An 18509-nucleotide genomic window follows, 5' to 3' on the forward strand; every position below is an offset into this window, starting at 1 on the left:
GACAACAGCGGCGATGAGTGGGGGATGCCAGTGCGGCGCGGTTCGTTATCGCGCGGCGGGCGAACTCGGCTATCCGCATCTGTGCCATTGCCGCATGTGCCAGAAGGCCTCCGGCAACTACTTCATGCCGCTGGCGGCAGCGAGGCGATCCGAGTTTGCGCTGACGCGCGGGGAGCCGGCGTGGTTTCAATCCTCAGATCTCGTGCGGCGCGGCTTTTGCGCGGCATGCGGGACGCCGCTGTTCTACGACGCGCCGGAGGCCGATACCATCAATCTCGTTCTCGGCACGCTCGACGATCCGCAGGCAGTCAAGCCGGTGGCGCAATCGAATACCGGGCTCAAGATGCGCTGGTTTCACGACCTCGACAATCTGCCGATCGAACCCGACGAAGAGACGCCCGATCGCGAGAATGCGATTGCCGCGAGCAATCATCAACATCCCGACCACGACACGGCCGAATGGCCATCTGGAGCATCATCATGAGCGAACCCATCCGAACCGGCGGATGCCAATGCGGCGCAGTGCGTTTTCGTATCTCGGGCAAGCTCGGGCGACCGTCCATCTGCCATTGCCGCATGTGCCAGAAGCAGTTCGGCGGGTTCTTCTCGGCGCTGGTGACGGCGCCGGAAGAGGGCATGGAGTGGACGCGCGGTGCGCCGAGCTATTTCCAGTCGTCCATCAACATCGAGCGCGGCTTCTGCAAGGATTGCGGCACGCCGATGATCTACCGGCATCCGGGCGGGCTCGAGCTTGCGATCGGCACTTTCGACGATCGCAACGATCTCGCGCCGCAGATCCAGGTGAATTACGAGGCACGCATCCCCTGGGTCGAGACCATCTTCGACCAGCCGGTTCATACCGACCCGGATTTCTACGCGCGGCAGGAGGCGATCATCTCCTTCCAGCATCCCGATCACGATACCAATATCTGGCCAGCCCAAGGCGTGAAAATATGACCGAAGTTCTGAGAACGCTCTATCCCGAAATCGAACCCTATGCATCGGGCCACCTCGATGCCGGCGACGGGCATGTGATCTATTGGGAACGCTCGGGCACGCCGGGCGCCAAGCCGGCAGTCTTCCTGCACGGCGGCCCCGGCGGCGGCATCGCGCCGAGCCATCGCCGGCTGTTCGATCCCGCGCTCTACGACGTGACGCTATTCGACCAGCGCGGCTGCGGCCGCTCGACGCCGCATGCCGATCTCACCGCCAACACCACTTGGCACCTCGTTGCCGACATAGAGCGGCTGCGCGAGATGGCCGGCACCGACAAGTGGCAGGTGTTCGGCGGTTCCTGGGGATCGACGCTGGCACTCGCCTATGCCGAGAAATATCCCGAGCGCGTGTCGGAGCTGATCGTGCGCGGGATCTATACGCTGACGAAGGCCGAGCTCGACTGGTACTATCAGTTCGGCGTCTCCGAGATGTTTCCCGACAAATGGGAGCGCTTCATCGCGCCGATCCCTGAGAACGAGCGGCACGAGATGATGCATGCCTATCACCGCCGTCTGACGCATGAGGACAAGGCGGTGCGGCTGGAAGCCGCCAAGGCCTGGAGCATCTGGGAAGGCGAGACGATCACGCTGATGCCGGAGCCTTCGACCAGCGGCAAGTTCGAGGACGCCGAATTCGCCTATGCCTTCGCGCGCATCGAGAACCACTTCTTCGTCAATGCCGGCTGGATGGAGGAAGGTCAGCTTCTGCGCGACGCGCACAAGCTGAAGGACATTCCCGGTCTCATCGTTCACGGGCGCTACGACATGCCCTGCCCGGCCAAATATGCCTGGGCGCTGCACAAGGCCTGGCCGAAGGCGGATTTCCACCTGATCGAGGGTGCGGGGCATGCCTATTCGGAGCCGGGGATCCTCGACAGGCTGATTCGGGCGACGGATATGTTTGCGGGGAAGTAAGGTTCTCCGGAGCAAATGAGCTGACGCCGGTGGGTGTACGCCCCCCTCTGCCCTGCCGGGCATCTCCCCCACAGGTGGGGAGATTGGCTGGGCGCACCCGCTCGCCACAAATCGATCTCCCCCCTTGTGGGGGAGATGTCCGGCAGGACAGAGGGGGGTGCCCCACATGAAAGCATTCAAGGCCTGGGAGGCTTCGCGATGAAAGACCGTATCTATCTCTTCGACACCACGCTGCGCGACGGACAGCAGACGCCGGGCATCGATTTTTCCGTCGAGGACAAGATCGCCATCGCCACCATGCTGGACGAGTTCGGGCTGGATTACATCGAGGGCGGCTATCCGGGTGCGAACCCGACGGATACGGCTTTCTTCAACGAAAAACGCACCCGCAACGCCTCCTTCGTCGCCTTCGGCATGACCAAACGCGCCGGCGTTTCGGCTTCCAACGATCCGGGGTTGACCAGCCTGCTGCAGGCCAAGAGCGATGCGGTCTGTCTGGTCGCCAAGAGCTGGGACTATCACGTCAAGGTCGCGCTCGGCTGTTCCAACGAGGAGAACCTCGAGAGCATCTCCGAAAGCGTAAAAGCCGTGGTCGCGGCCGGCAAAGAGGCGATGGTCGATTGCGAGCATTTCTTCGATGGCTACAAGGCCAATCCTGAGTATGCGCTCGCCTGCGCGAGGGCTGCCCATGATGCCGGCGCGCGGTGGGTCGTGCTCTGCGACACCAATGGCGGCACGCAGCCGCCCGAGGTCCGTGAGATCGTCGAAGCGGTGATCGCGTCCGGCGTTCCCGGGCACTGTCTTGGCATCCATGCGCACAATGATACCGGCCAGGCGGTCGCCAACTCGCTCGCCGCCGTCGAGGCCGGCGTGCGGCAGATCCAGGGCACGCTCAATGGCATCGGCGAGCGCTGCGGCAACGCCAATCTGGTGACGCTGATCCCGACGCTGGCGCTGAAAGAAACCTACTCTTCGCGCTTCACGACCGCCATCGACCCCGAGCGTCTCCTCAACCTGACGCGGCTGTCGCATGCTTTCGACGAACTCCTGAACCGCTCGCCCGATCACCAGATGCCCTATGTCGGCGCCTCCGCCTTCGCGACCAAGGCCGGCATTCATGCCTCGGCGCTTTTGAAGGACCCGCGCACCTACGAGCATGTGACGCCCGAGAGCGTCGGCAACTTCCGCAAGGTCATGGTGTCGGACCAGGGCGGCAAGGCGAACTTCATCAACGCGCTGAAGCGGCGCGGCATCGAGGTGGGCAAGGACGATCCGAAGCTCGACCGGCTGATCTCGCTGGTCAAGGAGCGCGAAGCCTCCGGCTATGCCTATGAAGGTGCGGATGCCAGCTTCGAGTTGCTCGCCCGCCGCACGCTCGGCACGATCCCGGAATTCTTCTCGGTCGAGGGCTTCAGGGTGATGGTCGAGCGGCGTTTCGATTCGCACGGCAAGGTGAAAATCGTTTCCGAGGCCGTCGTGAAGCTCGGCGTCGATGGCCAGACCATCATGTCGGTGGCTGAGGGCGATGGCCCGGTCAACGCGCTCGACCTGGCGCTGCGCAAAGATTTCGGCAAGTACCAGCACGAGATCGACGACCTGGTTCTGGCCGACTTCAAGGTGCGTATCCTCAATGGCGGCACGGAAGCGATCACCCGGGTTCTGATCGAATCCACCGATAGCGATGGCGTGCGCTGGTGGACGGTCGGCGTGTCGGAGAACATCATCGACGCGTCGTTCCAGGCACTGATGGATTCCGTCATCTACAAGCTGATGAAGAACCGGCAGCTGGCGGGCAAGATCGCCGCCGAATAGAAACGCTCAATGGAGCGCAGCCATGACGAGGCCCCAGCGCTCCTGCGAGTACCACTCCTGCTCCGTCTTGGCCGCATTCCAGCGCAGCGCGTGAATGCGGTTGAGCCCGCCGGCGTGGAAGGCGCGATCAAGCGCGGCGTAGGTGGAGACATCGCCCGAGATCCCCTCGCCCCATACGAAATTGACCGGCTGCAGGAAGCGGGCGCTCAATTCATGTTCCTCTCTGCTGATGAGGAAGAAGGCGGCCTGCGCGGTGACGCCTAGCAGCCGTCCTTCAGCGCCCATGGCGGGCGTGCCAAGCGGAAAGAGCAGGCGCCCGCCGTCCGCGAGCTTGTCGATCCACGGTTCGGCCGGGTGGTGTAGAGCGAAATTCACGTAGATGGCATCCGCCGGCTCGCGGGGCCATTCGAGACCGTTTCCGTTGATGACCTCAACATTTGCGTATCGCTCGAGATTGCGCCTGGCGTGCCCGGCCAGTTCCGCGTCGAACTCGACGGCCACAACACGGCCGGTCTCGCCGACGATTTCGGCGATGATGGCGGTGTAATAGCCGCTGCCGGCGCCGATGTGGCAGACGGTCTCGCCCTTGCGCAGCGCCAGCCGGTGCAAGGCGCCCGCATGCAGGCTGGGGCTGCCATTGTTGACCTGGCGATCGGCCTGGAGCGCGAAGAGCAGGTCCTGATAGAGAACGACCGGATCGGTTGAGGGCACGTCCACGTAGCGCTTCCAGTCCCGCATTTTCCACGGCGGCGGCCCCAGGAAATCCTCGCGCGGCACAGTGGCGAACGCGTTCAGCAATTCATCATCTTCATCGACACCGGCTTTGGCCAGCATTTGCAGGGCGTAAGCACGGCGGCAGATTTTCAGCTCGGCTTCATCCACGGTCTAATCCTGATAATTCAGCAATAGCGAATATCGCTTCAATGAAATGAATTGGCCTATTCACGGCCTTTGCGCTAATCGGGTGCCAATCATAAGAACCAATGGAAACACCCAATGTCCGCCGATGCAAGCATTCCCCTCGTGAAAAACGAGGACAGTCCGCGTGGCTTCGCCTTCGCGCTAACGGCCTATCTGCTCTGGGGCTTCCTGCCGATCTACATGAAGGCGGTCGCGCATATTTCGCCGGCCGAGGTGATCGCGCATCGCATCCTCTGGTCGCTGCCGCTGGCCGGCATCGTGCTCATCGTGCTCGGCCGCACGCAGGACATCCGCATCGCGCTGCGCTCTCCGCGCATGCTCGCCATGGCCGCACTCACGGCATCGCTGATCACGGTCAACTGGGGGACCTATGTCTGGGCGATCGGCGCCGGGCATTCGCTCGATGCCGCGCTCGGCTATTTCATCAATCCGCTCTTCAGCATCTTCCTCGGCGCAGTGGTGCTGAAAGAAAAGCTGCGGCCGGCGCAGATCGGCGCGATCGTGCTGGCTGGCCTCGCCGTCGTCGTGCTCGCAGTCGATAGCGGCGGCGTTCCGTGGGTTTCGCTGACGCTGACGATCTCCTGGGGCCTCTACGCGCTGTTTCGCAAGACCCTGCCGCTCGGACCGAACCAGGGATTCTTCCTTGAGGTGCTCATCCTCAGCGTCCCGGCCTTCTTCTACATTCTCTACCTGGAGCTCGGCAGCGGCACGGGCCATCTCTATCGCACGGGCTGGGCGGATACCGCGCTTCTGCTCGGCTGCGGCGTGGTGACGGCGGTACCGTTGATGATCTACGCCAACGGCGCCAAGCTCCTGAAGCTGTCGACGATAGGCATCATGCAGTATATCGCGCCGACGATGATCTTCCTGATCGCCGTCTTCATTTTCAAGGAGCCGCTCGGCACCGCGCGCATGATTGCCTTCCCGCTGATCTGGGCGGGACTTTTCCTCTATACGTGGTCGATGCTGAGAGGCAGTCGGGGGCGATAAGCCCCCGCACATTACAGTTTCGAGATAACGGCTTCCTCGCCGTCGCGATCGCTCGCGACTTCGGCGGCCTGCGCCATGATCGCCGGGATGATCTCTTCGATAGAGTCGATGACCAGCGGCTGCACCCGGTGGGCGGTGTGGATGAAGCCCTCGTCCGTCATGTGGCGCAGGAGCTCCATCATCGGGTCCCAGAAGCCGTTGATGTTGGCGAAGATCATCGGCTTTTCGTGACGGCCGAGCTGCGCCCAGGTCATGATCTCGATGATTTCCTCCAGCGTGCCGATACCGCCGGGAAGCGCCACGAAGGCATCCGAGCGCTCGAACATCGTGTGTTTGCGCGCATGCATGTCAGGCGTTACAATCAACTCGTTGAGCTGGCCGAGGGAGTGGCGGGTCGCCTCCATGTCGATCAGGAATTCGGGAATGATGCCGGTCACCTGACCGCCGTTCGAGAGCGTACCGCTCGCAACCGCCCCCATAATTCCCTTGGTGCCGCCGCCATAGATCAGGCGCAGGCCGTAATCGGCGATCTCCTTGCCCAGCGCGCGGCCGGCGGCCATGTGGCTTGGGTCGCTGCCGGGGCGCGAACCGCAATAGACACAGATGGAGCGAATGGAATGAGATTGATCTGTCATGGGAGCAAACAACTATTCTCTCTGGGTCCAGTCAAGAAAAATGACGGAAAACATACATCTTACATTTGCCCGGCTACTTTGACTGCTTGTGCAAAGCAACGGGAATCGCTAGCAATTTCAGGAAGTCTGGCAAGATTGCCGCTTGGGGAGACCTGATGATGAAAAACCGTGCCGGCTTGCTGGCCCTTGCAGTGCTTGTAATCGCAATTCTGTTGATGGTCTTTGTCGTCATGCCGCGTATCGGCGGCGATGCCGGCAAGGTTGGTGACGCAATCAATCAGGCAAGCTCCGAGGTCAAGAAAACCGTAACCGAATCCGCCAAGACCTCGCGTCCGTCGGCGCCCGACGATGCCGCGACCGCGCAGAAGCTCGGCGGCCTGACGACGGCAGCCGGACAGGCACTTGGCGAATTTAAGGCGCTGTTTGCCGACGGCAAGGGTCCGACCGACGACGTTTTCGCAAGCGCCAAGACGAAGACGATCGGAGCGCTTCAGGCACTCGCCGATTTCGCGACGCCCGAGGGCACCAACCCGATCACTACGGCCGCGATCGACAAGGCCAAGGCCGGAGCCGCCAAGGCGCTCTCCATTATCCAGGCACTGCCCGAAAACATCGCCGACGCAGCCGCCGCAATTGCGCGCGCCGAAGCGGCCCTTACGGGCGCGCCGGAGCCTGCGGCACCTCAGACGCAGGACAACGCCGCACCGGTTGTCGAGGGTCCCAAGCTGCCGACTTTCGATGTGTTGCGCGTCGAGCCCGACGGCTCCACGGTCATCGCCGGTTCTGCCGAGCCGAACAGCAAGCTTGAAATCCTCGATGGCGACAAGGTGCTGATGGGTACGGATGTCGGCGACAATGGCGATTTCGTCGCGGTTCTCGACAATCCGCTTGCCGCCGGCGACCACCAGCTGCAGCTGCGCGCGACGGCCAAAGATGGCAAGGTCACGACCTCGGAAGAGATCGCCACGATCTCGATCCCGAAGGACGGCAATGCATCGCAGCTGCTCGCCATGGTTTCCAAGCCGGGCGCCGCCAGCCGCATCATCACCGCTCCCGGTGTAACGCCTCCGGCAGCAGCCAACAACGCCGCCCCGACCGACCAGGCATCGGCAGCGCCGCAGGCGCAGGCTCCCGCAACATCGGACACGGCAACCGCGCCGGCAGCAGTAGCCGCACCGGCTGACGTCCGTGTCAATGCCGTCGAAATCGAAGGCGACAAGATCTTCGTCGCCGGCACCGCGAAGCCTCAAGCCAATGTGTTCGGCTATGCCGACGACAAGCTGATCGGCAAGGCCAAGGCCGGCGCGGATGGCCACTTCGTCATCGACGGCGTGATGCCGCTTGCCGTCGGCGACCACAAGATCCGCGTCGACGTCGTCGATGCGGCCGGCAAGGTGCTGGTTCGAGCGTCCGTCAACTTCAACCGCCCTGAAGGCAACCAGGTCACGGTGGCAGCGCAGTCCGGCACGCCCACGGGCAACGCAGCGACGCCGATGATCTCGCTCGACGAAGGCGCGCTCGGCAAGCTGAAGAACGATGCGGCCAAGGCATTCGCGCTTCTGAGCGGCTTGTTCAGCGACGGCAAGGTGCCCGGCAATGAGCAGCTCGCAGCCGCGCGCTCGGCCAACGAGTTCGCGCTGAAATCGATCGTCGATTTCCGTGCCGCCGCCGATGCGACCACCGACTTCAAGGAGCGTGTCACGACCGCTTCGATGAAGGCAAGCGACGCACTTAAGCTGCTGCAATCGCTGCCGCGCGATGCCAGCTCGGTCGGCGCCGCACTCGCCAAGCTCGGCCAGATGGTGGCTGATCTGACGGCACCGCCGGCTGCACCCGCGGCACCGGCTGCCCCTGCAAACGAGGTTGCGAGCGGCGACGCCGGTCCCGCGACCATCGAGCAGGCGCCGCTGCAGGAGAGCAAGGAAACCGTGATCATCCGCCGTGGCGATACGCTGTGGCAGATCTCGCGCCGCATCTATGGCGCGGGCGTGCGCTACACGACGATCTACGTCGCCAACGAGGACAAGATCGTCAATCCCGATCGCATTCTGCCGGGCCAGGTCTTCGGCCTTCCGAAGGACGCCCTGCCGAACGCCGAAGAGATGCACCGCAAGCGCCTTTCAGGCGAGCATCTCTAGGACAGACAGGATTACTGAAGATTACCAGGGGCCGGCGTCGATATGACTGCCGGCCTCTCTTTTCCTTTGATCTTCTTATGTTGTATTGCTCCGCCCGCAACCCTATTTGGCGTTGACGGCGATCATGTCAGGCGGCGGCCCCTACGCTCGCCCTTCCCCTCTTTGCCGACAACACGACACTTCCAGGGCCTGACGCGGGCCGGAGACATGCATGGCAAACGGCAAGACAGTTTCAGACTCCAATCTGTTGCGGACCCTTTTCAACCTCTGGCCCTACATGTGGCCGACGGGGCGCGGCGATCTGAAGATGCGGGTCGTCTGGGCATCGGTCTATCTGCTCATATCGAAGTTCGTGCTGCTGCTCGTCCCGTATTTCTTCAAATGGTCGACGGATGCGCTGAACGGCAAGTCTGATCTCGCGGGCAAGGTGCCGGATCTTCTTGTTGGCGCCATCGCGCTCGTCATCGCCTATAACCTCACCCGGCTGATCCAGCTCGGCCTGAACCAGCTGCGCGACGCGTTGTTTGCCAGCGTCGGCCAATATGCGGTGCGCCAGCTTGCCTACAAGACCTTCGTGCATATGCACGAGCTGTCGCTGCGCTTTCATCTGGAGCGCAAGACGGGCGGCCTGTCGCGCATCATCGAGCGCGGTACGAAGGGCATCGAGACGATCGTGCGCTTCACGATCCTGAACTCCGTGCCGACGCTGATCGAGTTCCTGCTCACCGCGATCATCTTCTGGTGGGGCTACGGCTTCTCCTACCTCGCGGTCACGGCCTTCACCGTCTGGGCCTATATCTGGTTCACCATCCGCGCCAGCGACTGGCGCATCTCCATCCGCAAGACGATGAACGACAGCGATACGGACGCCAACACCAAGGCGATCGATTCGCTCCTGAACTTCGAAACGGTCAAATATTTCGGCAATGAGGACATGGAGGCCAAGCGCTTCGATTCTTCGATGGCGCGCTACGAGAAGGCTGCGACCAGCGTCTGGACCTCGCTTGGCTGGCTCAACTTCGGCCAGGGCGTGATCTTCGGCCTCGGCACGACCGTCATGCTCATCCTCTCGGCGCTGGCCGTGCAGCGCGGCGAGCAGACCGTCGGCGACTTCGTCTTCGTCAACGCGATGCTGCTGCAGCTCTCGGTGCCGCTCAACTTCATCGGTTTCGTCTACCGCGAAATCCGCCAGGGCCTCACCGATATCGAGCAGATGTTCGACCTGCTCGAAGTGCAGGCTGAGGTAAAGGACGCCCCCGATGCCAAGCCGCTCAACATCGAGCAGGGCGCCATCTCGTTCAAGGACGTGCATTTCGCCTACGACCCGGCGCGCCCGATCCTGAAGGGGATTTCGTTCGACGTGCCGGCCGGGAAAACGGTGGCGATCGTCGGGCCATCAGGGGCCGGCAAGTCGACCATGTCGCGGCTGCTCTATCGCTTCTATGACATCCAGAGCGGCTCGATTACGGTCGATGGCCAGGATGTGCGTGGCGTCACGCAGAAGAGCCTGCGCACAGCGATCGGCATGGTGCCGCAGGATACCGTGCTCTTCAACGATACGGTTGCCTACAACATCCGCTACGGCCGGCCGTCGGCAACTGAAGCGGAGGTCAAGACCGCGGCCGAGATCGCGCAGATCGCCCACTTCATCGACCTACTGCCGGAAGGTTTCAACACCATGGTCGGCGAGCGCGGATTGAAGCTCTCGGGCGGCGAGAAGCAGCGCGTGGCGATTGCCCGCACGATCCTGAAGGCCCCGCCGATCCTCATCCTCGACGAGGCGACATCGGCGCTCGACACGACGACGGAACGCGAGATCCAGACCGCGCTCGACGTTGTCTCCAAGAACCGCACGACGCTTGTCATCGCCCACCGCCTTTCGACCGTGATCGGCGCCGACGAGATCATCGTCTTGAAGGCTGGCGAGATTGCAGAGCGCGGCACGCATGCGGAGCTGTTGCTGAAGAACGGCCTCTACGCCTCGATGTGGAGCCGCCAGCGCGAGGCAACGCAGGCCGAGGAGCATCTGAAGCAGGTGCGCGAGAACGACGATCTCGGCGTGGTCAACCGGCTGGCGCCCGCCACCTGAGCCGGCAGACGCTTGCCGTTCATCAGCAAGCTTAGATGTGCATGAGAGGGCATCGGCATTGCCCCCAGGAGTGTTTCCCTGTAACCAGCGGAGACGAAAACGCTAGGAGAGCGGCATACATGAGCTTGTTCAATACGGTACGCAACACGATCGTTCCGGTGCACAAGGAAGGTTATCCCTTCATCGCGGCCTTCTTCGTGGCCTCCCTCATTCTCGGCTGGATCTTCAAGCCGCTGTTCTGGATCGGCCTGATCCTGACGCTGTGGTGCGCCTATTTCTTCCGTGATCCGGAGCGCATGACGCCGCAGGACGACGATCTGGTGATCTCGCCCGCGGACGGCAAGGTGTCCTCCGTGCAGATGGTTGTACCACCTGCGGAACTGGGCCTCGGCTCGGTGCCGATGCTGCGCATCTCCGTGTTCATGAACGTCTTCAACTGCCATGTGAACCGCGCCCCGATGCGCGGCCGGATCGTCAGCGTCAATTACCGCTCGGGAAGCTTCGTCAACGCCGAACTCGACAAGGCCAGCGAAGACAATGAGCGCAACGGCCTCGTCATCGAGACCGCCCATGGCCAGATCGGCGTCGTGCAGATCGCCGGCCTCGTGGCGCGCCGCATTCTCTGCTGGGCCAATGCCAACGAGCCGCTGGATGCCGGCGAGCGCTTCGGCCTGATCCGCTTCGGCTCGCGCCTCGACGTCTTTCTTCCCGAGGGTGCCCAGCCGCGCGTCACGCTCGGCCAGACAGCGATCGCGGGTGAAACGGTGCTGGCCGAATTCGGCTCCGCCAAGGGCCCCGTCGTCAGCCGCCGCGCCTGAGAACCACTAGGAGCGCGATCATGGAAACGCCCTTCCCGCCTTTCGAACCCAATGGTCCGCCCGATGATTCGGGACGCGGGCCACGGCTTCGCGAGATTCCGTTGCGGCTGGTCGTTCCCAACCTGATCACTATCCTCGCGATCTGCGCCGGCCTGACCGGTATTCGACTTGCCTTCGAAAACCGCTACGAGCTTGCCGTCGGCATGGTTCTGGTCGCTGCCTTCCTCGATGGAATCGACGGTCGCGTCGCGCGGCTGATGAAGGCGACGTCGAAGTTCGGCGCGCAGATGGATTCGCTGGCCGATATCGTCAACTTCGGTGTCGCGCCGGCGCTGGTCGTCTATGTCTTCGCGCTGGATCAGGCGCGTTCGCTCGGCTGGATCGCGGCTCTCATCTATGCCATCGCTGCCGGCCTGCGCCTGGCGCGCTTCAATGTGATGTCGGAGCGCGAGAACAAGGCGAGCTGGCAGTCGGAATATTTCGTCGGCGTGCCGGCGCCGGCTGGCGCCATGCTGGTGCTTCTGCCCGTCTATCTCGGCTTCCTCGGGATGACCACGGACAAGACCTTCGGCTATCTCTCGGCCGCCTACACCGTGCTCATCGCCTTCCTGCTGATCAGCCGCCTGCCGGTCTGGTCCGGCAAATCGGAAGGCACCAAGCTTCGGCGTGATCTGGTGCTGCCGATGATGCTTGGCGTGGTGCTTTATGTCGCCATGCTGTCGAGCTTCACCTGGGAAGTCATGTCGCTGACCGCCGTGGTCTACCTCTGCACGCTGCCGTTCGGCGCGCGCAAATGGAAGCGTAAATACGGGACGCTGACGATCGAAGAGCCGGGTATCGGCGAAGACGATATCGGCCGTCACATCTGAGTTTCTCCAGACAATCCTAATCTATCCTGTCCCGCTCAAGCCTCGCGAATTATGGTTTGGCGACACAAATCATGATGTGTCTTGCCTCCATTTTGTCGCTATTTCGGGCAAAAGAGCAATAAATATAAGAGTCTAGGGACAGAAGTTAAGGAGAGTAACGTGACCCCGAAGAAGACGAATGTGGAACAGCCTGCAAAGACCGATCTCAGCGCGCACTACCGCCCGCTCGGCCTGAAGGCCGTTCTGGCTGCGGCGCTGATGCTGAAGAAGCCGGCACTCGCCAAGAAGATCGCCTGATCACGACGTCAGGACACGGGCGCCGAGGCTGATGGCCAGAAGCGCCATGACGATGCCGATGAGCACGTCGAGAACCCGCCATGCGGCGGGTTTGGCAAAGACCGGTTGCAGCAGACGCGCACCGTAGCCCAGACCGAAAAACCAGATGAATGACGCAGCCGCGGCCCCGAGGCCGTAAGCCAGGCGATCCGCGCCGTGATAGGCGGCCGACAGGCTGCCGAGCAGCACGACCGTGTCGAGATAGACGTGCGGGTTGAGGAAGGTGAAAGCCAGGCACGTGGCCACAGCCGCCTTCAGCCCCAGTGGCTCCGGCGTTCCCGCCTCGATCGCGCCGGGGTGAAGCGCGCGCCGGAATGCCATGAACGAGTAAGTGCCGAGAAACAACATGCCGCCGAGGCTGACGGCGGTAATCAGCGTCGGCGATTGCGAGACGAGCGTGCCGAGACCGGCGACGCCCGCGGCAATCAACAGGGCATCCGACAGCGCGCAGATCAGGCACAGGATGAAGACATGCGAGCGCAGCAGCCCCTGCCGCAGGATGAAGGCATTCTGGGCGCCGATGGCGATGATGAGGGAAGCGCCGAGGAAGAGGCCGGAGAGCGCGGCCGAAATGGAGAACATGTGATTTTCCGGATGTGACTGCGGTGGGAATACAGAATCAGAAGAAGCTGAGCTGGCCGTCATCCGGCTTTTTCTTGTCAGCGGGCGGCAGCGGCTTTTCCAGCGGCACCGGCGCCTGCAGGTCCTCCCCCATATTGGCCACCTTGTTGACCTTGTCGGAGACCGGTATCGCCTCGAAGAAATCCTCCTCGACCGGCCGCATGAGATCGGCCACCTCGCGCGGCTCCTGCGTCTTGCAATCCAGCCAGCGGGTGAAGTCCTCGGGCTTGATGACGACAGGCATGCGGTCGTGGATCGGGGAGATCGCGGCGTTGGCTGATGTGGTGAGGATCGCGCCGGTATCCACTTCCGAACCATCGGCCGAGGACCATGTTTCCATCAGCCCGGCAAAAGCGACCACGCCGCCGTGGCGCGGCTTGATCCAATAAGCCTGCGATTTCTCGCCACTCTGCTTCGAAGGGCGGTGCCATTCGTAGAAGCCGGAGGCGGGAATGAGCACGCGGCGATGGCGCATGGCGGCGCGGAACGATGCCTTGCCGATCGCCGTTTCCGAGCGGGCGTTGATGAGAAGTGGAAACGCCTTGGGGTCTTTCACCCAGCCGGGCGTGAAGCCCCAGCGAACGAGAAGCGCGCGTCGGTCCGGGAGGTTGCTTCCCCTCTCCTGTCCCTCACCCGAGACGACCACCAGAATCGGCTGAGTCGGCGCGATGTTGAAGCGCGCGGGAAAGTCTTCAAGGTCGAGGATACCCAGCACTTCCTTCAGCTCCTCAGGGGATATGGTCAGGGCGTAGCGTCCACACATGCCAATCTATTTGCACCCTGCCCTTGCAGGGTCAAGGGACCGGCCAAGGTATGGTCACGTCGGTTCAGCCTCTTGGCGCGAAGAGGATGATCGCAGTGCCCGCGAGGCAGACAACAGCGCCGCTGATGTCCCATCTGTCAGGCACGCGGTGTTCGACAAGCCAGAGCCAGATCAGCGACGCCACGATGTAGATGCCGCCATAGGCCGCGAAGGTGCGGCCCGCCGCTTCGCTCGGCACCAGCGTCAGGAGCCATGCGAACAGGGCTAGCGACACCATGCCCGGCGCCAGCCACCAGATCGGTTTTGCCATGCGCAGCCACGCCCAGAAAGCGAAGCAACCGGCAATCTCAAAGAGGGCCGCGGCGGCGTAGATGATATAAGTCACGGCACGATGCCTTCGAATCGCTTGGATCAGATAGTTTTCCTAATTGAGATAGGCACGCGACGGCGATCACCGGCAAGCAACAAACGGCATTTCTGATGACTTCCAATCCGACAGCTGCATCTTCCGCGATTCTCGAGCGCGACGGGCGGTTCCTGCTGGTGCTCCGGCGCAATCCGCCATCGGCGGACATGTACGCCTTTCCGGGCGGCAGGGCGGAGCCTGGGGAAACGCCTGACCAGACCGCATTGCGCGAGTTCGAGGAGGAGACAGGTATCCGTGCCCGCAACCCCGAGATCTTCGCCACCTATGATCTGAAGCAGCATGGCACGGACGGACGCCTGACCAGCCACTTCTTCCTCTCCGTTTTCCGTGTCGAGGCCGATGCCGATTCGGTTGCCGTGGCCGCCGACGATGCGGTGGCGCTCGGCTGGTTCACGGTGGATGAGATTCGCCGCCTGCCGACGCCGCAAAGTGTGCTTGAGTGCGCCGAACGGCTGGCAGCAGCCCGGACATGAGGAAGGGGAATAAGCAAGGGGAAAGGTAACCCCGCACCTTGTCCCCGTCACCTTCCGGGTGTCCAATACGCACATGATTCCCCTTCGCCGCGTTTTGTTGTGTGTTGTTCTTGGCGTCTCCACCGCGATACCGACATTTGTCTCGGCGCAGGGGCCGACAGCGGTTGCGCCCGATGAACAGGTTGCGCCGAAGGATGTCACCGTTCCCTATGACGACAAGCTTGGCCGGTTGGCCGAGGTGCTCGGGTCGGTGCATTATCTGAGAACGCTCTGCAAGGCTCAGAACGGCGAGGAATGGCGGGTGCGCATGCAGCAACTGCTTGATTCTGAAGCGAAAGATGAGCCCGCACGGAAAGAGAAACTGACGGCGGCCTTCAATCGCGGATACCGCGCCTTTGCCTCCGTTTATACCGATTGCACACCGGCAGCGATCATGGCAGAAGAACGCTACCGTAACGAAGGCGCAACACTCGCCACGGAAATTACGTCACGCTTTGGAAATTAACGATAAATTAACCTCTTTTTACAGGGGGACGTGTCGTTTTGGGAAAAGGCTGATAGTGTTGTTAACCAGACAGTAAGGCATGCAGTTCGAGGAAAAGCTAATGGAACCGAGCCTCAACGACATCGACGACATGATCGTCCACGAAAAGATGCAGGCGGCGCTGGAGTACCATAACGAAGCCTGGGCCGACGGCATGGCCGACGGTATCGAACCCGAGATCATCGCCGACACGGCGATCATTCACGCGCTTCGCGAAACCATTCGCCTGCACGGCGAAAAGAACGCGGAAGCCTTGCTGGAATCGTTGCGAGAACGCATGCTGGCCGGTGAGTTTTCTCCGACCCGCACCCTGCAATAACACAGAGAGTTCCATGCGCACCGATATGAACAATGCTTCGCGGCCCGCGATCGCGCCGCTTTTGCTTGCAATCAGCCTCGGTGCCAGCAGCCTGATGAGCGCCCCATCGGCGTTTGCGCTGTCGGAGCTGCAGAAGACCCCCACCGCTTCCGACGGCACATCCACCGACAAGCCACCGAGCGCACCCGACGCATCGTCAGGCGTGCCCGCGCCTGGCCCTGTGATCAGCAAGCCCGCAGGCCAGAGCCCGGATACGACGCCTGGCGCGCAGGACAGCTCCAAGCCGGTCGAGGTTCTCTACGACATCAGCAAGGTGCCGGAACCCGTTCGCCACATGCGCGAGCAGATCGTCGAAGCCGCCGCCTCCGGCGATCTCGAGCGGCTGCGTCCGCTGTTCGGCACCGGTGCGACACAGACGCAGGTCAGCGTCGGCGAGGCAACCGACGATCCGATCGGCGCGCTCAAGGATCTCTCCGGCGACCCCGATGGCGACGAGATCCTGGCGATCATTCTCGACATCATCTCGACGGGCTTCGTCCATGTCGGCCAGGGCACCGCCGATGAGATGTATGTCTGGCCTTACTTCGCTGAGAAAGACCTGAAGAAGCTGACGCCGCCCGAGCGTGTCGAGCTCTTGCGCATCGTCACCGCCGGCGATCTTGCCGACATGCAGGAATTCGGCGGCTACAATTTCTATCGCCTCGGCATCACCGCCGACGGCAAATGGAAGTTCTTCACCGCCGGCGACTGATGCTTGCGATCCCCGCTCCGACGACATACTTCTGAGCGATAACAACGCGACAGGTGCGCCATGCCAGCCGTATTTCTAAAAGACCGCGCGCTCATCCGGGTGAGCGGCGCCGAGGCACAGTCCTTTCTGCAGAACCTGATTACCACCGACATCGTGTCGCTGGATGCAGCCGAGGCGCGACCCGGTGCCTTGCTGACGCCACAGGGCAAGATCCTGTTCGATTTCATGATCTGGCGCCATGGCGACGACTTCATCATCGAGACCGACGAAAGCCAGCGCGAGGCGCTGACGAAGCGGCTGACGATGTACAAGCTGCGCGCCGCGGTGGCGCTTTCTGCTGAAGGCAATGGCGTGACCGTCTCGTGGGATGACGCTTCGACCGAAGGCTTCAGGGACAGCCGATTCGCCAAGGCGGGCATCAACGTTTTCCGTCGTCCGGGCGAGCATGGCAGTGACGATGTCGCGCGTTACGACGCGCTGCGCGCCACCCATGGCGTTGCCGTATCCGGCTCTGACTACGCGCTTCAGGACGCCTTTCCACATGACGTGCTGATGGACCTGAATGGCGGGCTATCGTTCAAGAAAGGCTGCTATGTCGGCCAGGAAGTGGTGTCGCGCATGCAGCACCGGGGAACGGCGCGTCGTCGCGTCGTGACCGTGAGCAGCACAGGGCCGCTCCCCGCCTCCGGCACCGAAATTACCGCCAACGGCAAGCCTGTTGGTACGCTTGGCTCGGCCTTGGGACATAGCGGGCTAGCTATCGTCCGAATCGATCGCGCCGGTGAGGCGATGTCGGCGGGCACGCAGCTGCTTGCCGGCGACGTCACTGTGACTGTCGCCCTCCCTGCATGGTCGGCCCTCGTCTTTCCGGCTGCGTCCGACGAGGCCAGCGCTTGACGACGAAGGCTCCCCGCGCCTGGCAGCGCATGCTTTCGGGGCGCAGGCTCGATCTGCTCGACCCCTCGCCTCTCGATGTCGAGGTGAGCGACATTGCCCACGGGCTGGCGCGCGTTGCCCGCTGGAACGGGCAGACATCGGGCGATCACGCCTTTTCGGTCGCGCAGCACAGTCTCGTGGTCGAGGACATCTTTCGGCGGCTGAACGAGACGACACCGGACCAGTGCCTGATGGCGCTGCTTCACGATGCGCCCGAATATGTGATCGGCGACATGATCTCGCCTTTCAAATCCGTGGTCGGCGGCGGCTACAAGACCGTCGAGAAGCGGCTTGAAGCGGCGATCCACCTGCGGTTCGGTCTGCCGCCGCATGCGTCCCGCGAGCTCAAGGACAACATCAAGAAGGCCGATACGATCGCTGCCTATTTCGAGGCCTCGCAACTGGCCGGCTTCAGCGCCAGCGAGGCGCAGAAGCTTTTCGGCCAGCCGCGGGGGATCACCAAGGAGATGCTCTTGTTGACGCCGCTGCCGGCGGTCGAGGCGCAGCGGCTGTTCTGCGAGCGCTTCGCTGTTATCGACGGCCTGCGGGGCAAGCCATGACAGCGATTGTCGTGACCCCGCTTGCGCGCATCGCCGAAATGGCCGTGCGGCACCGCGCCCGCGAGATGATCAGCCTGATGGCGAAGGAGCAGACCTTCCATCGCCCGGCGGTCATCCAGGCACACCGGCATCTGCTGCTCCACATGAACGACATCGCCTTCAAGGGCACGGGCAATCTCGTGGCGCCCGATGAAACGCATGTCCGCGAGATTATCGACTTTGCCGCTGAGTGGGATCAGACGGCGCCGCTCATCGTTCACTGCTGGATGGGCGTATCGCGCTCGCCAGCTGCGGCCGTGATCGCGGCCTTGTCGCTGAGGCCGGACCAGAGTGAGGAGGCGTTGGCGCAGCGTCTGCGTACGGCCTCTCCCTATGCGACGCCGAACATGCGGATCATCGAGATCGGCGATCAACTGCTTGGCCGCGATGGGCGGCTGGTCAAGGCGATCAAGGCGATCGGCCGTGGCGCCGATGCCGATGGAAACGCGCCGTTCGTGCTCGCGCTTGACGAAGCGTGACTGACTTAAACGGTTGACGCGCCTGCCTTCTGTCCCATCTACGCAGGTCAACCGATAATCATTTCAGATATTTGGCGAG

22 protein-coding genes are annotated in these 18509 nt (G+C 62.6%); 17 read left to right on the forward strand and 5 right to left on the reverse strand.

Annotated elements, in window-relative coordinates; all coding sequences use genetic code 11:
• Positions 1–13: 13 nt before the first annotated feature.
• The 4 genes from ACODTZ_RS14190 to cimA all read left to right on the forward strand — a co-directional run bounded on the left by ACODTZ_RS14190 (position 14) and on the right by cimA (position 3722).
• Positions 14–484, forward strand: a complete 471-nt coding sequence (locus tag ACODTZ_RS14190) for a GFA family protein (protein WP_489026612.1) — start codon at positions 14–16, stop codon at positions 482–484.
• Entirely contained in the window at positions 481–957 is a 477-nt protein-coding gene (locus tag ACODTZ_RS14195; RefSeq protein WP_489026451.1) for a GFA family protein, read from the forward strand. Before ACODTZ_RS14190 ends, ACODTZ_RS14195 begins: the two co-directional genes overlap by 4 nt.
• Positions 954–1910, forward strand: coding sequence for a prolyl aminopeptidase (gene pip / locus ACODTZ_RS14200; protein ID WP_489026453.1), 957 nt, complete (start codon positions 954–956; stop codon positions 1908–1910). Before ACODTZ_RS14195 ends, pip begins: the two co-directional genes overlap by 4 nt.
• A 198-nt stretch (positions 1911–2108) precedes the next feature.
• On the forward strand, positions 2109–3722 hold the full coding sequence (gene cimA, locus ACODTZ_RS14205; protein WP_489026455.1) for a citramalate synthase: 1614 nt from the start codon (positions 2109–2111) through the stop codon (positions 3720–3722).
• 6 nt (positions 3723–3728) lie between these two features.
• Here the strand turns inward: cimA and ACODTZ_RS14210 are convergent, their stop codons facing one another.
• On the reverse strand, positions 3729–4604 hold the full coding sequence (locus ACODTZ_RS14210) for a protein-L-isoaspartate O-methyltransferase family protein (RefSeq protein ID WP_489026457.1): 876 nt from the start codon (positions 4602–4604) through the stop codon (positions 3729–3731).
• A gap of 114 nt (positions 4605–4718) precedes the next feature.
• Between ACODTZ_RS14210 and rarD the strand changes: the two genes are divergently transcribed.
• On the forward strand, positions 4719–5633 hold the full coding sequence (gene rarD, locus ACODTZ_RS14215; RefSeq protein ID WP_112437445.1) for an EamA family transporter RarD: 915 nt from the start codon (positions 4719–4721) through the stop codon (positions 5631–5633).
• An 11-nt stretch (positions 5634–5644) separates the two neighbouring features.
• Here the strand turns inward: rarD and ACODTZ_RS14220 are convergent, their stop codons facing one another.
• Positions 5645–6268, reverse strand: coding sequence for an LOG family protein (locus ACODTZ_RS14220; RefSeq protein ID WP_026283057.1), 624 nt, complete (start codon positions 6266–6268; stop codon positions 5645–5647).
• Between the two features lie 155 nt (positions 6269–6423).
• Here ACODTZ_RS14220 and ACODTZ_RS14225 point away from each other — a divergent pair, with 155 nt between their 5' ends.
• The 5 genes from ACODTZ_RS14225 to ACODTZ_RS14245 all read left to right on the forward strand — a co-directional run bounded on the left by ACODTZ_RS14225 (position 6424) and on the right by ACODTZ_RS14245 (position 12479).
• The gene (locus ACODTZ_RS14225; protein WP_489026459.1) at positions 6424–8406 is read left to right on the forward strand and encodes an Ig-like domain-containing protein; all 1983 of its coding nucleotides are present in this window, start codon (positions 6424–6426) and stop codon (positions 8404–8406) included.
• 211 nt (positions 8407–8617) lie between these two features.
• Positions 8618–10495, forward strand: a complete 1878-nt coding sequence (locus ACODTZ_RS14230; RefSeq protein ID WP_111561090.1) for an ABCB family ABC transporter ATP-binding protein/permease — start codon at positions 8618–8620, stop codon at positions 10493–10495.
• A 41-nt stretch (positions 10496–10536) separates the two neighbouring features.
• On the forward strand, positions 10537–11313 hold the full coding sequence (locus ACODTZ_RS14235; protein ID WP_489026613.1) for a phosphatidylserine decarboxylase: 777 nt from the start codon (positions 10537–10539) through the stop codon (positions 11311–11313).
• A 20-nt stretch (positions 11314–11333) separates the two neighbouring features.
• Positions 11334–12182, forward strand: a complete 849-nt coding sequence (gene pssA / locus ACODTZ_RS14240) for a CDP-diacylglycerol--serine O-phosphatidyltransferase (protein WP_209189737.1) — start codon at positions 11334–11336, stop codon at positions 12180–12182.
• Positions 12183–12341: 159 nt separating this feature from the next.
• Positions 12342–12479: a hypothetical protein gene (locus tag ACODTZ_RS14245; protein ID WP_018898789.1), complete on the forward strand. Its 138-nt coding sequence runs from the start codon at positions 12342–12344 to the stop codon at positions 12477–12479.
• Here the strand turns inward: ACODTZ_RS14245 and ACODTZ_RS14250 are convergent, their stop codons facing one another.
• From ACODTZ_RS14250 to ACODTZ_RS14260, 3 genes are all read right to left on the reverse strand, one after another.
• On the reverse strand, positions 12480–13100 hold the full coding sequence (locus ACODTZ_RS14250; RefSeq protein WP_047513429.1) for a LysE/ArgO family amino acid transporter: 621 nt from the start codon (positions 13098–13100) through the stop codon (positions 12480–12482).
• A 37-nt stretch (positions 13101–13137) separates the two neighbouring features.
• Positions 13138–13902: an SOS response-associated peptidase gene (locus ACODTZ_RS14255; RefSeq protein WP_489026463.1), complete on the reverse strand. Its 765-nt coding sequence runs from the start codon at positions 13900–13902 to the stop codon at positions 13138–13140.
• 64 nt (positions 13903–13966) lie between these two features.
• A complete protein-coding gene (locus ACODTZ_RS14260; protein WP_489026465.1) occupies positions 13967–14287 on the reverse strand; it encodes a YnfA family protein in 321 nt (106 codons plus the stop codon).
• Between the two features lie 95 nt (positions 14288–14382).
• On the opposite strand from ACODTZ_RS14260, the gene ACODTZ_RS14265 reads away from it, so the two are divergent.
• From ACODTZ_RS14265 to ACODTZ_RS14295, 7 genes are all read left to right on the forward strand, one after another.
• Positions 14383–14802 carry an NUDIX hydrolase gene (locus ACODTZ_RS14265; RefSeq protein WP_489026467.1) on the forward strand — a complete coding sequence of 140 codons (420 nt, stop codon included), beginning with the start codon at positions 14383–14385 and terminating at the stop codon, positions 14800–14802.
• Positions 14803–14875: 73 nt separating this feature from the next.
• Positions 14876–15307, forward strand: coding sequence for a TIGR02301 family protein (locus ACODTZ_RS14270; protein ID WP_047513656.1), 432 nt, complete (start codon positions 14876–14878; stop codon positions 15305–15307).
• A 100-nt stretch (positions 15308–15407) separates the two neighbouring features.
• Complete coding sequence (locus ACODTZ_RS14275; RefSeq protein ID WP_018898795.1) at positions 15408–15665, forward strand: hypothetical protein; 258 nt, start codon at positions 15408–15410, stop codon at positions 15663–15665.
• Positions 15666–15678: 13 nt separating this feature from the next.
• Positions 15679–16416, forward strand: a complete 738-nt coding sequence (locus tag ACODTZ_RS14280; RefSeq protein WP_113237355.1) for a hypothetical protein — start codon at positions 15679–15681, stop codon at positions 16414–16416.
• Between the two features lie 60 nt (positions 16417–16476).
• Positions 16477–17313, forward strand: a complete 837-nt coding sequence (gene ygfZ, locus ACODTZ_RS14285) for a CAF17-like 4Fe-4S cluster assembly/insertion protein YgfZ (RefSeq protein ID WP_489026469.1) — start codon at positions 16477–16479, stop codon at positions 17311–17313.
• The gene (locus tag ACODTZ_RS14290) at positions 17265–17912 is read left to right on the forward strand and encodes a YfbR-like 5'-deoxynucleotidase (RefSeq protein WP_489026471.1); all 648 of its coding nucleotides are present in this window, start codon (positions 17265–17267) and stop codon (positions 17910–17912) included. Before ygfZ ends, ACODTZ_RS14290 begins: the two co-directional genes overlap by 49 nt.
• Positions 17909–18430 carry a tyrosine phosphatase family protein gene (locus ACODTZ_RS14295; protein WP_489026473.1) on the forward strand — a complete coding sequence of 174 codons (522 nt, stop codon included), beginning with the start codon at positions 17909–17911 and terminating at the stop codon, positions 18428–18430. The genes ACODTZ_RS14290 and ACODTZ_RS14295 overlap by 4 nt, the downstream gene beginning before the upstream one ends.
• Positions 18431–18509 lie beyond the last annotated feature (79 nt).

The organism is Rhizobium sp. FG113 (assembly GCF_057809895.1).